The sequence below is a fragment of the Paenibacillus sp. FSL R5-0527 genome, from assembly GCF_038008055.1.
Taxonomy (GTDB): Bacteria; Bacillota; Bacilli; order Paenibacillales; family Paenibacillaceae; genus Fontibacillus; species Fontibacillus macerans.
On sequence record NZ_JBBOYI010000001.1, the window covers coordinates 4,950,308 to 4,964,774 of the forward strand.

Annotated in this window: 18 protein-coding genes; all 18 read right to left on the reverse strand. The window is 52.0% G+C overall.

Features of this window, described 5'->3' with window-relative positions; all coding sequences use genetic code 11:
• Window positions 1-8 precede the first annotated feature (8 nt).
• The gene (locus tag NYE69_RS21840) at window positions 9-374 is read right to left on the reverse strand and encodes a response regulator (RefSeq protein WP_036622271.1); all 366 of its coding nucleotides are present in this window, start codon (window positions 372-374) and stop codon (window positions 9-11) included.
• Between the two features lie 27 nt (window positions 375-401).
• Window positions 402-1,649: a flagellar motor switch phosphatase FliY gene (gene fliY, locus NYE69_RS21845; protein ID WP_155621502.1), complete on the reverse strand. Its 1,248-nt coding sequence runs from the start codon at window positions 1,647-1,649 to the stop codon at window positions 402-404.
• Window positions 1,639-2,637, reverse strand: a complete 999-nt coding sequence (fliM, locus tag NYE69_RS21850) for a flagellar motor switch protein FliM (protein ID WP_036622267.1) — start codon at window positions 2,635-2,637, stop codon at window positions 1,639-1,641. Before fliM ends, fliY begins: the two co-directional genes overlap by 11 nt.
• A gap of 42 nt (window positions 2,638-2,679) precedes the next feature.
• Window positions 2,680-3,153 carry a flagellar basal body-associated FliL family protein gene (locus tag NYE69_RS21855; RefSeq protein WP_155621503.1) on the reverse strand — a complete coding sequence of 158 codons (474 nt, stop codon included), beginning with the start codon at window positions 3,151-3,153 and terminating at the stop codon, window positions 2,680-2,682.
• Window positions 3,150-3,374, reverse strand: a complete 225-nt coding sequence (locus NYE69_RS21860; protein ID WP_036622262.1) for a flagellar FlbD family protein — start codon at window positions 3,372-3,374, stop codon at window positions 3,150-3,152. The genes NYE69_RS21855 and NYE69_RS21860 overlap by 4 nt, the downstream gene beginning before the upstream one ends.
• Before the next feature lie 78 nt (window positions 3,375-3,452).
• Entirely contained in the window at window positions 3,453-4,274 is an 822-nt protein-coding gene (gene flgG / locus NYE69_RS21865; protein ID WP_270620152.1) for a flagellar basal body rod protein FlgG, read from the reverse strand.
• Between the two features lie 93 nt (window positions 4,275-4,367).
• A complete protein-coding gene (locus NYE69_RS21870; protein WP_270620150.1) occupies window positions 4,368-4,751 on the reverse strand; it encodes a TIGR02530 family flagellar biosynthesis protein in 384 nt (127 codons plus the stop codon).
• Complete coding sequence (locus NYE69_RS21875; protein WP_328271898.1) at window positions 4,748-5,260, reverse strand: flagellar hook capping FlgD N-terminal domain-containing protein; 513 nt, start codon at window positions 5,258-5,260, stop codon at window positions 4,748-4,750. The genes NYE69_RS21870 and NYE69_RS21875 overlap by 4 nt, the downstream gene beginning before the upstream one ends.
• A gap of 18 nt (window positions 5,261-5,278) precedes the next feature.
• Window positions 5,279-6,712: a flagellar hook-length control protein FliK gene (locus NYE69_RS21880; RefSeq protein ID WP_328271897.1), complete on the reverse strand. Its 1,434-nt coding sequence runs from the start codon at window positions 6,710-6,712 to the stop codon at window positions 5,279-5,281.
• 47 nt (window positions 6,713-6,759) lie between these two features.
• Entirely contained in the window at window positions 6,760-7,695 is a 936-nt protein-coding gene (locus NYE69_RS21885) for a MotE family protein (RefSeq protein WP_270620147.1), read from the reverse strand.
• Between the two features lie 46 nt (window positions 7,696-7,741).
• Window positions 7,742-8,185, reverse strand: a complete 444-nt coding sequence (gene fliJ, locus NYE69_RS21890) for a flagellar export protein FliJ (protein WP_270620146.1) — start codon at window positions 8,183-8,185, stop codon at window positions 7,742-7,744.
• Window positions 8,186-8,195: 10 nt separating this feature from the next.
• Window positions 8,196-9,512 (reverse strand): flagellar protein export ATPase FliI, encoded by a 1,317-nt coding sequence (fliI, locus tag NYE69_RS21895; protein WP_155621508.1) that lies wholly within the window; start codon window positions 9,510-9,512, stop codon window positions 8,196-8,198.
• Window positions 9,496-10,353 carry a FliH/SctL family protein gene (locus NYE69_RS21900; RefSeq protein WP_155621509.1) on the reverse strand — a complete coding sequence of 286 codons (858 nt, stop codon included), beginning with the start codon at window positions 10,351-10,353 and terminating at the stop codon, window positions 9,496-9,498. The genes fliI and NYE69_RS21900 overlap by 17 nt, the downstream gene beginning before the upstream one ends.
• Window positions 10,346-11,362, reverse strand: coding sequence for a flagellar motor switch protein FliG (fliG, locus tag NYE69_RS21905; RefSeq protein ID WP_036622248.1), 1,017 nt, complete (start codon window positions 11,360-11,362; stop codon window positions 10,346-10,348). Before fliG ends, NYE69_RS21900 begins: the two co-directional genes overlap by 8 nt.
• 11 nt (window positions 11,363-11,373) lie before the next feature.
• Complete coding sequence (gene fliF, locus NYE69_RS21910; RefSeq protein ID WP_270620145.1) at window positions 11,374-12,963, reverse strand: flagellar basal-body MS-ring/collar protein FliF; 1,590 nt, start codon at window positions 12,961-12,963, stop codon at window positions 11,374-11,376.
• A gap of 31 nt (window positions 12,964-12,994) precedes the next feature.
• Window positions 12,995-13,303 carry a flagellar hook-basal body complex protein FliE gene (gene fliE, locus NYE69_RS21915; protein ID WP_373872231.1) on the reverse strand — a complete coding sequence of 103 codons (309 nt, stop codon included), beginning with the start codon at window positions 13,301-13,303 and terminating at the stop codon, window positions 12,995-12,997.
• A 43-nt stretch (window positions 13,304-13,346) separates the two neighbouring features.
• A complete protein-coding gene (gene flgC, locus NYE69_RS21920) occupies window positions 13,347-13,796 on the reverse strand; it encodes a flagellar basal body rod protein FlgC (RefSeq protein WP_124332719.1) in 450 nt (149 codons plus the stop codon).
• Between the two features lie 5 nt (window positions 13,797-13,801).
• Window positions 13,802-14,209: a flagellar basal body rod protein FlgB gene (flgB, locus tag NYE69_RS21925; protein ID WP_270620144.1), complete on the reverse strand. Its 408-nt coding sequence runs from the start codon at window positions 14,207-14,209 to the stop codon at window positions 13,802-13,804.
• Window positions 14,210-14,467: the final 258 nt, after the last annotated feature.

Below are 14,467 nucleotides of genomic sequence, written 5' to 3' on the forward strand. Positions count from 1 at the left end.
GTATAGGCCTACAGTCCCAGCGTTTTGTTGATCGCTTCGATAACCCGGTCGGATTGGAACGGCTTCACAATGAAGTCCTTGGCTCCGGCCTGAATCGCATCGATAACCATCGCTTGTTGCCCCATAGCGGAGCACATGATCACTTTGGCGTTGGGATCCAGCTTTTTAATTTCTTTGAGCGCGGCGATACCGTCCATTTCCGGCATCGTAATATCCATCGTGATCAGATCGGGATGCAGTTCCTTGTACTTTTCGATCGCTTGCGCGCCGTCTTGTGCTTCCCCTACCACTTCAAAGCCGTTTTTGGTCAAAATGTCGCGGATCATCATTCTCATAAATGCTGCATCGTCTACGATTAGAATTCGGTTTGCCATTGATTTAAAATCCTCCCTAAACTTCTACTATTGTAATTTTTGGATGCGGTCCCACTGGCTGACGATATCCGTTACGCGAACGCCAAAATTCTCATCGATGACGACAACTTCGCCTTTGGCGATCAATTTGTTGTTCACCAGAATATCGACGGGCTCGCCGGCAAGCTTGTCCAACTCGATGATGGAGCCTTGCGATAATTCCAGGATATCCCTGATCTGCTTTTGGGTCCTTCCTAATTCTACGGTCACTTTAAGGGGAATGTCCATCAGTAAGTTTAAATTATTTTCATCAACTTGCCCGAAGGACGGACTTCCCAGGTTCGCAAACTGCACGGGCTGCACATTCACATTCCGGCCCGGAACGCCGCCGTAATGATGCGGTTCCCCGTAAGGCTGGCCTTGCGGCGGATAAGGATGCGCACCTGGCTGTCCGTACGCGGCGGGCTGCTGATATGGATCCGGCTGATGCATCGGCGGCGCTTGATACGATTGCTGAGGCGCTGCCGGTGATTCGTGATAAGCCGGTGCCGAAGGCTGCGGAGCTGCTGCCGGTGTCGGGGCTGCCGCCGCGGCGCTCTCCTTGGACCCCGAGTCGGTTGCCGAACCGCTGATCAGGCTGTTTACCATCTCCTTGGCGAATTTTACGGTCAAAAGCTGCATGATCGTGGAATCGATCAAATCGCCGATCGTCAGCCGGAACGATATTTTAATCAGCGGATCCGCAGGCGGCAGGCTTCCCACCCCATGCCCGTCGGTCATGTTCAAAATATCGATCCCAGGCGGCGAGATGTTGACAAACCGGTTGAATATGGTCGACATCGACGTCGCGGAGGAACCCATCATCTGGTTCATCGCTTCCTGTACGGCGCTGATATGAATTTCATTCAATTCCTCTTCGGCCGGATTTCCTTCCCCCCCGAGCATCAGATCGGCGATAACCTGAGCGTCTCTCGTCTTGATCACCAGGGAGTTCATCCCTTCAAACCCGTCAACGTATTCAACGTGAACGGCAACATGCGGCTTAGGAAACTCGGCTTCGAATTGAGCCCGTGTAATGACGGAAACTTTCGGCGTCGTAATGTCCACCTTTTTATTGAGTAGCGTCGAGAGCGCGGTAGCCGCACTGCCGAACGTAATGTTGCCGATTTCGCCAAGCGCGTCCTGCTCAAGCGGGGTCAATACGTCGTCCACCGTAGGCTCGGACGCCGTTTCCTGGTTGGCCTGTTTGAGCAGGGCGTCGATCTCCTCTTGGGACAAATAATCTTTACTCGTCAAGTTCCTCAACTCCTTCGCTGACAATATCGTTAATTTGCACCGCAACTCGGTCCTTGATGGTTCCCGGGCTGCCGATATACTTCAATCTGTCTCCGATCCGGATCTGCAATCCTTCCTGGACCGGTTTGTTCAAGGAAATCACATCGCCGACCGATAAGCCCAAAAATTCGCGAACGGTGATTTGCGATTCCCCCAATTCCGCTACAATCGGCAGCATCGCCTTATTGACCCGGTGGCGGAGCGCATCGACCTCTTCGGGGACACGCGACTTTTTCTGGGAGACGAACCAGTGGTGAACCGAAAGCTTCGGCATGATCGGTTCAATGACCACATGCGGGATACAAAGGTTGATCATCCCGGAGGTGTCTCCGATTTTGGTACTCAGCGAAATGAGCGCGATCGTTTCGTTAGGCGAAACGATTTGCATGAACTGCGGGTTCGTTTCCAGCCCCTCCATCCGCGGATTGATATCCACGACGGTTTTCCAGGCTTCCTGCAAGCTTTCGAAGGCCCGGCTGAAAATCCGCTCCATGATGATCGTTTCGATTTCGGTCAAGGAGCTGATTTTCGAAGGCGCCGTCCCGATCCCCCCAAGGAGTCTGTCCAGCATGGCAAAAGCAACGTTGGGGTGGACCTCAAGCACCATTCTTCCTTCCAGCGGCTCCGCTTCGAAAATGTTCAGAATCGTCATTTTCGGAATGGAGCGAATAAACTCGTCGTAAGGAAGCTGTTCTACCTGAACCACGTTGATCTGCACGAAGGTGCGCAGCTGCGCCGAAAAGTAGGTGGTGAGATAACGGGCAAAATTTTCATGAATCCGGGTTAAGCTGCGAATATGGTCTTTGGAAAATCTCACTGCTCTTTTAAAGTCGTAAGAGCGGATTTTCTTCTGCGTTTCTTCCTTTTTCAGTTCTTCGGCATCCATTTCACCGGATGACAATGCAGCGAGCAGCGCATCGATCTCGTTCTGCGACAATACATCTACCAAACATCTCACCCCCTTAGAAAAATCAGTTTCGCTCGGGTATGCCTAGATCGCCTGCATAATGAAATTGGTAATATCGATTTGAATCAATTTCCCTTCCGGCAGCGATTTATTGATCAGGTTCAGCAGCTTGGAGCTCAAATTGTCCTTGCCCTGCGCCCCTGTCAGATCCTCCGGCTTCGTATCCGCAAGCGTTTTGATGATAATCGGCTTGATTTTGTAATCCTTGATCTTGTCGAACGCCGCCTTGGACGTTTCCTTATCCAACTGGAAGGCAAAATTCATGACGACGACGTAGTTCGGGTCGGATAAATTCGTCTTGACGTCATCGATCGTCGAAGTCACTTTTACGATTTCGTCGGCCGACATCATTTGGGGCTCTGCCACTGTTTCGACATTTGCCTTCGCTGCGTTGCCTGAATCCGGTTTGTTCATTAAGTTCATCAAAAAGCCGGCGGCAATCACAATCAACGTAATCGCAAGCAAAATCGTAATTAGCCAGGGCAACATTTTTTTCATGACCATTCCTCCGTTTGTTGCACTTTAATAGTCGCTGCGTGGATGCCGATATCCCGGTAATACTCCTCGATCTTTGCGATCACATCGGCCGCCTTCTCCAGCACGATAATCCGCTTGCCCGTTACGAGAGTGACATATGTATCCGGCGTTTCTTCGACGGTTTCGATCATGATGGCGTTAAGCCACATCTGCGAACCGTTTAGGCGTGTTACTGAAATCATGGTACCCCTCCTACGCGGTAACGGGAAAGTTAGGGATGCGGGGGAGGCACATAGCTTACGCTCCCCCGCTGACGTTTACTAACGTTTCAGGTTGACGACTTCCTGCAGCACTTCGTCGGAAGTCGTGATAATGCGCGAATTCGCTTGGAAACCGCGCTGTGCGACGATCATTTCCGTAAATTCACCGGTCAGGTCTACGTTGGACATTTCGAGTTGGCCCGGAACTAGAGCTCCAGCGCCGTTATTGTTCGGGGTCGCATAGGCCTCTTCAAGATCTCCGTCTTCAATCGCATTTCCTGTCACACGGTAAAGATTGCCGCCGACTTTTTCCAGCCCTTCGGGATTCGACATCATTGCGAGGCCAATTGGGCCGGCAGTACCGGTCGATCCATCAGCATTTTTCTGTAAGATCGTACCATCCGCAGAAATGGAAATGGACACCACACCGTCCCCAGCAACAACACCGAGCGCTTCTCCGCCAGTACCGCAGACCAGAAAACCATCGGAAGTAACCAACTGGCCCAGTGCGTCAATATGGAAATCCCCAGCCCTTGTTAGAAAAACGGGGCCATCGTCGCCCATTGTAACCATGAAAAAACCATCTCCGTTTATACGCACATCAAGCGGATTGTTGGTCGTCATCGCACTGCCGCTGGTATGCAGCGTATCGATAGAGCCGATCTGCGAGCCAAGGCCGATTTGCTTGGCATTGATACCGCCGTTTGCATCTTCAACCGGCGCCGTAACTCCGGATACCGTCTGGCTCATGATGTCTTTGAACATCACGCGGCCGGACTTAAACCCTACGGTGTTGACATTGGCGATATTGTTGCCGATAACGTCCAGCTTGGTTTGAAATCCGCGCATCCCGGATACGCCCGAATACATTGATCTTAACATCTGTTCCCATTCCTCCCAGTCATAAAATCGTTCGCTTTGCAGCCGCATCAGTCGATCCGCGGCTATTTGGCTTTCCGTACCCGGTCCAGCCAATCAAGAAATAACGACGGCGCTGTCGATCTGCGTAAAAACATTATCCTTCATGCTGTTGCCGTCCATGGCCGTCACAACCGTACGATTGCTGATGTTTACGATCAGCGCCATATCCTTCATTAAGATCAGCGAATCCTTGGCGCCTTTTGCGGCCGCGCTGTCGATCGCCGATTTAATCTGATGAAGCTGCTCCGGTTTGATCTCGATTCCCCGCTGCTCCAAACGTTTTACGGCGTGATTGCTGAAATGAATCAACTGGTCCGCGAGCATGTCCTTGAAGGACGTCTCTCCCGGAGCGCCCGCTTGTGCGCCTTTCCCTGGAGATAATGAGCTTGGCGGGATTCGTCCCGGATAAAGATGCCCGATTTTTACCGGATCACTCATGATCCATCAGTTCCTTGCCCAGGCTCATTTGTTTCATCCGGCTCTGTAGCAGGATTCCCAACCTGTTGTACATCGGAAATTTTGATTTCCTTGTCCCCGACTTTCACATAATGAATTCCGTCCCGAACGATGATGGAGTCGACGATCCCGCTATCGGTCTCGACGATAACTTCGCCTTTTCCCGTTTTTACATCATAATTGCCGGTTTTCGTCTCTACGACCCAGGTGACTTCCTTACCGATCAAGCCGGATTCATTCCCCAAAGACTCTTTCATGGCGGCGAGCTGGTCCGATATGTTCACAAGCTGCTCCAACGAAGTGAACTGCGCCGTTTGTGCGACAAATTGGGCGTTGTCCATTGGAGATAACGGATCCTGATATTGCAGCTGGGTGATCATCAATTTCAGAAAATCGTCCTTGCCTAGCTCGCTAGTCTTCGTACTGGACTTTTTCGTATTGGTTTGCGAATAACCCGGCCACGAAATATTGCCCGTATATGCATCAGCCACAAAGCTGCCTCCTTTCTTCTATGCTCTGGCGCTAAAGGAGCTTCCAAAACCTTGTTCCTTCTCCCTTACCTCGGCAATCCACGCGTTCCACTCTTCATTCAAATCACGGGTTGCCAAAGCATCTTCCTCGACCAGCGTACGGCGTCTTTCGCTTTGCTGCTGCTGTCCCGCCCCGCTGCCGGATTGCTGTCCGTCATGGTACATATGCGAAGACAACGCCGTATTTTGCGTCACTTCCAGCTTGTTCACCTGCAGGCCCTGGGATTGCAGCGCCGAACGAAGCTGCGACATCTGCTGTTCCAACGATTCCTTGGCAAATGCGTGCTCGGTCATAAAATGCGCCGTTAATTGGCCGCCCTGCATCGTAATCCTCACATCAACCTGGCCTAAATGTTCAGGGTAAAGCGAAATTTTAGCTTCGGACACGCCTTGCAGCTTAACGATCTCCAGTTTGTTTACGAGAAAGCCGCTCATTTCCTTAGCGAAATTCTCCACAGGCACCGGGCGTGGCGTATGCTTAACGGCAGCAACACCGGCATCCCGCAGCGCAAGCTGTCCGGCCGTAACGACACTGCCCGGTTGCAGCGGACTATCCGCATCCGCATTGTCCGTTGGTTCAGTCTCAACCACGCTGATCTCTCCGGCAGCTTCAGCGACTCCGGCGGCAACGGAAAATTGGGATTTCCCCGACTCCGCTTTAGGTTGGCTTACCGCAGCGGCCTGCGGGTTTTCGCCCTTCAGGGAGCCGTCATTTCCATGTTGACCCATATTCCCTTGGCTGTTTGCTTCCGCAGGTTTGTTCCCCGAAACCAAGTTATGTACACTTGGAAGCTCGGCGGTTTTGCCACCGGTTTGCGCCGGTTCGGAGGAATCCGGAACACTGTCCAGCACGTTTTGCAGCGAATCCAGCAATACTTGGATTTGGGGAGGTGCCGTCACGTTCGACGCGCCTGCAACTTGCTGCGCATCAGCTTGGGCGGTCAGCAGTTGAACCAGCGCATCCTGTACGGCAAAGCGCACCGTTTCCGGTTGCTGCGCCAAAGCCAGGATTTCCGCGTTGCCATCCGCCCCGGATTTCTCCGCCTGGGGCATGATCAAGCTCTGAAAGCTTTGCAGCCAACCCTGGAGCGCTTCGAGCAGCGACGGGTTGTCCTCAAGCGCATCGTCCAGCTTCGGAAGCTGCTGCAGCAACCCTTCGATCATCGACAGAAGGCTGTCGTTCGCATTTTCTTCTTGCGTGCTGCCGCCGCTTTGCAGACCTGCCAAAGTAAGCAGTTGGGCATTGGCTTGCCCTGTTCCCAGCCCCGCATTTCCAAGCAGCATTGAAACCAGCTTTTGATCAAAAGACTGCCCGTTTCCTTGGCCGGCCGCCGCACCGACGCCATTTCCGCCGACGGTGTAAACCAGCGCGCCGGCCGCCGTTCCCGAATTTATCGATACCGATTGACCCATTTATTTTCACCTCCTTTCATGGGCGGTTGCCCGATGTTGTTTTGACATCATTTAGCTAACAGCTGATTCAAAATTTTCACCGAAGTTTTTTCGTCGGTTTTCGTCATGCTTTCCAAAATTTTTGACCGGGTGTTGTCATCGACGGCCTTTAAAATTTTCAAGCCTTTGTCCGGGCTGACTTTGTAAGTTTGCAAAATCAACTGGGAAGCGGCGTCGGCCGACATGGAAGCGAACGTCTGGCTAAGCTGGGCATCGTCCAGTCCTTTGGCCGAACCCGTGGCTCCCGTAGCCGCGTCCTTCTTCAGCCGCGACTGCAGCGCGGCGATCGCCAAATCATCCGAGGTCTTTACGTCCTTGAGCTTGATCGAAATGGCCGCCGCTTTTTGCGGATCCATTTTTTCGAGAATCGCCACTTTGCTCTCATTGCTCATCGCGTTAAGCATCTGCAGCGTTTCATCCGTCGTTAAATTGCCGAAAATGGCCGCCGCTTTACTGGGGCTCATTTCCGCATACAACTGAGCCAGCTTTTTTACTTCCTTTTGATAAGCCTCGGTTTCGGCGGCCTGCTGTTCCTCGGCGGATTTCTGCTCTGCCGCGGCCAGCTCTTGCTCAAGCTGCTTCACCTTGTCCTGCTGCTCCGCAGCTTGCTGGTTCGCCGCCTGCAACTGTGCCTGTTGACGGGCGACCTGTTCCTTCAATTCCTTAACCGTAGCGTCCGTGCTTTCTTGCTGCTTCTTCTCATCCGCCGGCACAGCGGCCTTCTCTTCATCGGTCAGCTCGGGATCGGGCACGAAGTTGTTAATAAACGGCACTTTGTTCCCGATATCCAGCAGCGTATTCCGAAAGTTCGTGTTAAACAGATACAATAGCACCGCAAAAAGAACAACCGTAAACAAGATCGGCGTCATGAAAAACAGAAAACGCGAGAACCCGCCGCCCGATTCCTCCAGTTCTTCCTCCAGCTTCAGCTCCGTCTTAGCCATTTTCTTTCCTCCTTCGAAAAACCCATAATTTTCGCCCGCACAAAATTTAACGGGCCCTCATGGCAAACCGGACGGTGGCCATCTCATCCAGCTCGTTTTGTTCCCGAAGAAGCATTTCGTGCTGAAATTTTTCTTTCGCTTTTTCTTTCGCTTTCAACCAAACTTTTTCGTCGAGCATCTTTCCGTTTAAAATCGACTTCTTTTGCTCAACGTTCAATTCGGCGCGTTTGACATCCCCCAGCTTCCGGGCGATGGATTGCTCGATATATTCCATGTACCGTTGAAGTTCCTGGAGCTTCAGCATTGAAGCGCTGTTTTCCATCTCGTCTTGAATGGCCGAAGCGGTTCTGGCCTGTTCCTCGAACAATTGCTCCAAGGAACGCTGTTCCGACTGCAGTTCCCTGACGGCGGCGGACAACATCCATTCAGCTTGCGTCTTCTCGTTTGATTTCAAATCCAAAACTTTCTGATAGACGTAACGGAATTTCATCCTTTAAGGGTCATCTCCTTGCAAATTCGGAAATTAAGCGTTCTTGCGCTTCGGCGAGCGTTACCTTTTCGCTTACTTTCTGTTTCGAGAAAGCCCAAATGCCCTGTATGTATTCGATAGCTTCGTCGATATCGGCATTGGACCCCCGCTGGTAAGCGCCGATGTTGATCAGATCCTCGGAATCTTTGTATACCGCCAGCAGCCTTTTGTAATTTTCGGCCGCCTCGTTTTGCTCCTCGGGCACAATATCTTTCATAACCCGGCTTATGCTCGCCAAAATGTCGATGGCCGGGAAATGTCCCTTGTTCGCTATGCCCCGGTTCAGCACAATATGTCCGTCCAAAATCCCCCTCACCGCGTCGGCGATCGGCTCATTCATGTCGTCACCGTCAACCAGCACGGTATAGAAAGCGGTTATCGATCCGGCCGGCCCGGTACCCGCCCTTTCCATCAGCTTGGGCAGCGCGGCGAATACCGAAGGCGTGTACCCTCTCATCGCCGGCGGCTCTCCGACGGCAAGCCCCACTTCGCGGAGCGCCATCGCGTAGCGCGTCACCGAATCCATCATCAGCATGACGTTCAAACCGCGATCGCGAAAATATTCGGCAATCGTCGTAGCGATGAGCGCGCCTTTCATCCGAATCAAAGCGGGCTGGTCCGAGGTGGCCACAATAACGACGGATCGTTCCAGGCCTTCAGGGCCAAGATCCCGTTCAATGAAATCCAGCACCTCCCGGCCGCGTTCCCCGACCAAAGCGATAACGTTGACATCGGCCGCCGTATTGCGGGCAATCATTCCCATCAAGGTGCTCTTACCTACCCCGGAGCCGGCGAAAATACCTACCCGCTGCCCTTTGCCAATCGTCAGCAATCCGTCGATCGCTCGGACCCCGATGCTGATCGGTTCGGCTACACGCGGACGATTCAGCGGGTTCATCGGCTTGTTGAAGGTCGAGTAGTGGCCCATCCGCGAAGGCAGAAGCGAACCGTCGAGCGGCTGGCCCAAACCATCCAGCACTTTGCCCAAAAGCTCGGACCCCACTTGCACGGTGAGCGGTTTTCCGGTTCCGACCACATCGCATCCGGGACCGATGGACTGGAGTTCTCCCAGCGGCATCAGCAGCACTTTGTTGTCCCGAAAGCCGACGACTTCGGCCTGCAGCGGCTGCGACGCTTTCGTCGGATAGATGTAGCACACGTCGCCGATGCTGGCATCGGGACCTTCGGATTCCACCATAAGACCTATGACCTGAGTCACCTTTCCGTTAATCCGGACCGGATCAAGCTGCCTAAGATGATCGATATAACGCTCAGCGTTCATGCTCATCGTTCGTCTGCCCCCGCTCTTCCGCCTGCATCGCGATGCGCACCAGCTCTTTTTTGATTTCGGCCAGCTGCGTATCGATACGGGCATCCACGCTGCCGAAAGCGGAACGAATCACGCAGCCCCGGTCTTTTACGGTAGGGTCCGGCAAAATTTGCAGCTCCGCTTGCGAATCGATCGCCAGGCCAAGCTCCTCCCTTGCCGCCTGCACGAAAGCAAAGTGAGCGGGCGAAACGCACAATGTAATAACGCCTTGCTCCCGTTTGCGCGCCAGGCTCTTCTTGATCAGCTCCAGCGTATAATCCGGATCGACGTTCAGCTGCTTATCGATAACTTTTTCGGCAATCGCACAGCTAAGCTCCACGAGAAACGGTTCAGCCTCCTGAATAATCCGTTCTTTCTCAACGTAAGCCTGCTGCAGCACGGCTCCCGCTTCCCGCATCATTTCGTCGACCTTGGCCTTCGTCGCCAACTCCGCCTGAATTTTCCCTTCCTCAAACCCTTGGCTGAAGCCTTCCGATTTAACCGCCTCAATCAAATGCTCATCCTGCTCCCGGCGCTCTTGCCACCAAGCTTCAATCTGCTTGCGGGCTTCGGCAAGCAGCTGCTCGGCTTGTTCCGACGCTTCCCTTACCTGGCGTTCGGCAAACTCCTTGGCATCTTCAAGCATTTGCTTGCGTGTCTGTTCCGCGGCGATATCCTCCGGCGACGGAACGTCTTCTTCAACCACAGGGGACGCCGCTATATCATGGTGCTCCTCCGGAGCCCCAAGCGGCTTCGCCAAATTGAGCTGTTTCAACACATCCACCGGAACGTACTGCGACACCTTAATCACATTAGACAATGATGTCATCTCCTCCGCCGCGGGCGATGATGATCTCACCAGCTTCTTCCAATCTGCGGATCGTAGCTACGATGCGGGTCTGCGCTTCTTCGACATCACGCAGCCGCACAGGTCCCATGTATTCCATTTCTTCCTTGAACGTCTCGGACATCCGTTTCGACATGTTGCGGAAAACGGCTTCCCGGACTTCTTCGCTGGCCACTTTGAGGGCAAGCTGCAGATCGGCGTTTTCGATATCGCGAATAATCCGTTGGATCGAGCGGTTGTCGATGTTGACGATATCTTCGAAAACAAACATCCGCTTTTTGATTTCCTCGGCCAGCTCCGGATCTTGAATTTCCAGCGAATCGAGAATCGTCCTTTCCGTCCCCCGGTCGACCCCGTTCAAAATCTGCACGATCGACTCGATGCCGCCCGCGCTGGTGTAGTCCTGGGTTACGGTAGCGGAAAGCTTTTGTTCCAACACCCGTTCCACTTGAGAAATCACTTCCGGAGACGTGCTGTCCATCACGGCAATTCTTCTGGCAACCTCCGCCTGCTTCTCCTGCGGCAAAGAGGAGAGGATCGCCGCCGCCTGTTCAAATTGCAGATAAGACAAAACAAGGGCAATCGTCTGGGCATTCTCGTTCTGAATAAAGTTCAAAATTTGGTTCGGATCGGCCTTGCGAGCAAAATCAAAAGGTCTCACCTGCAAGGTCGCCGTCAGCCGATTGATAATATCCAGCGCCTTGGACTGTCCAAGCGCCTTCTCCAAAATCTCTTTGGCGTAAGTGATCCCGCCCTGCGTAATATACTCTTGGGCCAGACAAATCTGGTGAAACTCGGCCATGATCATCTCTTTTTCCGCGCTGTCCACTTTGCGGACATTGGCGATTTCCAGCGTCAATTGCTCGATTTCATCATCGCGCAAATGCTTGAAAATTTCCGCCGATACCTCAGGCCCGAGCGTGATCAACAATATAGCCGCTTTCTGTCTCCCGGTTAACACTGTGCTCGTTGTTTTTGACAATGCGTTCACCTCTAATCGTCAGCTAGCCATGTGCGAAGCAAGTTAACGAATTCCTCCGGCTTCTTCTTGGCCAGCGTCTCCAGTTGTTTGCGCACTTGGTTCTCATTCGTGACCGAATCCAAATTAATGGACGGAAATTCCGGAGTAAGAGGCATCGAAATATCTTCTTCCTCTTCTGCCAGTTGTTGGTTGCGGCGGCGGCGGAACAAGACGAATCCTATGCCTGCCAGTGCCAGCAGTGCAGCCGCGCCTACGCCCCATACTACCGGGTTTGAGAGGCTCAGACCTGTATTTTGCTGCGCTTCATTATGAAATGGTTGCGAGACGACTGAAACTTTTCGCTGCAGTTCTGCGTCTGTATATGTAGTACCGGAATCGGCAAGATAGGAACCGACGATGTTAGTCAAAATATTTTCGATGGCCAAACGGGTCGTATCGTCCAAGGTTTGCTGTCCATCCGGTGGTTCAACGGCAACGTTGATGGTTAAATCTTTAATGACATAAGGGCTGGCTACGATATCCTTCGTAATCCGGTTCACTTCGTAATTGATCGTCGAGGACGATTCCTCCGAAGATGAGCCGCCGTTAGCCTGAGCCGAAGGATAGTTGACGACATCCTGCTGGCCGGTTCCCGGGACTCCGCTGTCCGGACTTGCATTGCCCGTGTAGCTCTTTTGCACCTTTTGCGCGCTGATTTCGATCCCTTTCATGTTGTCGGTATCGACCGGCGTCACCAGATTGTCTTTTTGCGTCACTTGGTCAAAATTGAGTTTGGATGCGACCAACACCTCAATTTTGTCCGGCCCCGTCAATCTGGAAAGGAACTGTTTCACACTCTGGCGAACATCGCTTTCGAATTTTTTCTGCAAGGCCATGTTTTCCTGAACCGCCGCCGATAGAGTACCGCTGGTCCCGCCTTGGCCGCTGGGCAATAGTACGGTATCGTCGCTGGATGACATGGAGATGTTTTCAACCGGCAAATTCGGCACCGACGTCTTCACCAGATTGAAGTATCCGTCGATAGCTTCCTGGTTTGCGCGATATCCGGGATTGAAGGTAAGGACGACGGAAGCCGTCGCTTTTTGCTGTTCGTCCGGACTGGCAAACACGTTTTCCGTGGGAAGATTGATCAATACCTTGGCGTCCTTGACACCCTGCATCTGTTTCAGCAGTTGTTCAACTTCGCCGTTCAAAGCGTTTTTGTACTTAACGTTGAATTCATTATCCGTCATGCCGATCAGTGAAGTGCTCTCGTTAAAAGCTTCCAGCCCGATAGAGCCGCTTTTAACGATTCCTTGCGACCCAACGTCCACCTTGACGCGGGACGCGTTTTTGCTCGGAACCGAAATCGCCGTTCCGTCCGGATTCAACTTGTAAGGGATGCCCCCGGATTCCAAATATTTGATAATTCCGGCAGCATCGGTCGAATCCAGGTCCGTAAAAGCTACTTCATACTCCGTTTTGGAGAATTGGATCGTCATCAGGATCACGGCGAGCAGTACGAATGCGATGGTAGCTATCAATAATGTCTTCTGTTTTTTGCTGAATTGGTTCCAGTACCCGGTTAATCGGTCCCGGTACTGAGCGATTCTCTCATTCACAATGTCACCTCATCCGAAGCATCTAAAATCGTTAAATTTGCGTACGCATAATTTCTTGATAAGCTTCTATCACTTTGTTGCGTACTTGTGTCGTCAATTGCAAACTTAACAAAGCTTGCTCTGAGGCGATCATCATCTGGTCGGCGCTTGCATTTCCTAGCATAAATTGATCGTTGACTGTCTGCGCGTTCGCTTCTTGCGCAGCCACTCCGTCCAACGCGTCGCTCAAATAAGAACTGAAACTTTTAATGGATTCGGCGGGAGTCGGCACCTGCGGCTTGCTTGGCAGCTGCGGCCCCACTAGCGATTTGACGGCGTCAAAGCTCATTCTTTCAATCAAAGGTCAACACTCCTAACTGCTTGATTTCTAGCTTGCCTTATGTTTATTTGCCGATTTGCAGCGCTTTGGTGATCATTGCCTTACTGGCGTTCAGCACCGTTACGTTGGCCTCATAGGACCGGGTTGCCGAAATCATGTCCACCATTTCTTTCAAAATGTCCACGTTCGGCATGTACACGTACCCTTCGCTGTCCGCATCGGGATGCGTCGGATTGTACACCGGCTTAAAAGGAGCGGGGTCTTCCTGAATCTTCGTAATTTTAACCCCTTGGCCATTGAAGCCGCCCTCCAGAGCGGAACTCAACGCACTGCCAAAGTCAGCTTCCTTGGGAGCCATAACGACGGTTTTTCTGCGGTAAGGAACCGCTTGGCCGTTCTCGATTCTGGCTCTTGTCGTCTCGGCGTTGGCGATGTTCGAGGAAATGACGTCCATCCGGAGACGCTGCGCAGTTAGTGCGGAAGAACTAATACTGAAACTGTTGCTGATCGTCATTTAGGTTATCTCCCTTCTATAGCCGTGCGTTTCATTTTGATCATGTAACTCAGCTGTTCGATGTAAGAATTGTACCGAAGCTGATTTTCGGCGAGTTGGGCCATCTCGCTGTCGATGTCCACGTTGTTCTGGTTGTTGTTCATGATCGTGCTCTCATCCGTTAGGACTTTCGGTTCCGGAATGCCCGTCGACGGCCCTATAACGAAATGCCTGGAATCGGTTCTTTTGCCCTGCAAGGCGGGCATGCCGCCGTTCAATTCGGCCTGCAGCATGCTTTCAAAAGAAACGCTTGAACGCTTATAGTAGGGGGTGTCTTCATTTGCGATATTATTGGCAATAACCCCCTGCCGAAGATTGGCGGCCTGCAATGCGGTCTCCAGTCTGTTAAATCCCAACCCATTCAACAATTGCACCTTATTTCCCCCCCTTTAAGTCTTATTGAGTAGTTAATTTTCATAATTCAACAAACAACTAATAAATCCTCTTTTTTTCGACAAATTTTTGCTAATTATTGTCTTTCTCGCTGTCTTTCTTATGTCCTAGTTACAGAAAATTTTCCATGATGTCATATATCCTAAGTTTCATGGAGATTCGACATTATTACAATAAGAAAAAAGCCCTATCTTTAGGACCTAATTAGTTATCATTTTCATTAATTGAAGTTTTTTCTA

Excerpts from the sequence above, each read along its gene's own strand:
- NYE69_RS21880 (WP_328271897.1), bottom strand. The coding sequence starts at position 6,712 with ATGGGTCAATCGGTATCGATAAATTCGGGAACGGCGGCCGGCGCGCTG.
- fliI (WP_155621508.1), bottom strand. The coding sequence starts at position 9,512 with ATGAGCATGAACGCTGAGCGTTATATCGATCATCTTAGGCAGCTTGAT.
- flgC (WP_124332719.1), bottom strand. The coding sequence starts at position 13,796 with ATGACGATCAGCAACAGTTTCAGTATTAGTTCTTCCGCACTAACTGCG.
- NYE69_RS21870 (WP_270620150.1), bottom strand. The coding sequence starts at position 4,751 with ATGAGTGATCCGGTAAAAATCGGGCATCTTTATCCGGGACGAATCCCG.
- flgG (WP_270620152.1), bottom strand. The coding sequence starts at position 4,274 with ATGTTAAGATCAATGTATTCGGGCGTATCCGGGATGCGCGGATTTCAA.
- NYE69_RS21885 (WP_270620147.1), bottom strand. The coding sequence starts at position 7,695 with ATGGCTAAGACGGAGCTGAAGCTGGAGGAAGAACTGGAGGAATCGGGC.
- NYE69_RS21855 (WP_155621503.1), bottom strand. The coding sequence starts at position 3,153 with ATGAAAAAAATGTTGCCCTGGCTAATTACGATTTTGCTTGCGATTACG.
- fliJ (WP_270620146.1), bottom strand. The coding sequence starts at position 8,185 with ATGAAATTCCGTTACGTCTATCAGAAAGTTTTGGATTTGAAATCAAAC.
- NYE69_RS21860 (WP_036622262.1), bottom strand. The coding sequence starts at position 3,374 with ATGATTTCAGTAACACGCCTAAACGGTTCGCAGATGTGGCTTAACGCC.
- NYE69_RS21840 (WP_036622271.1), bottom strand. The coding sequence starts at position 374 with ATGGCAAACCGAATTCTAATCGTAGACGATGCAGCATTTATGAGAATG.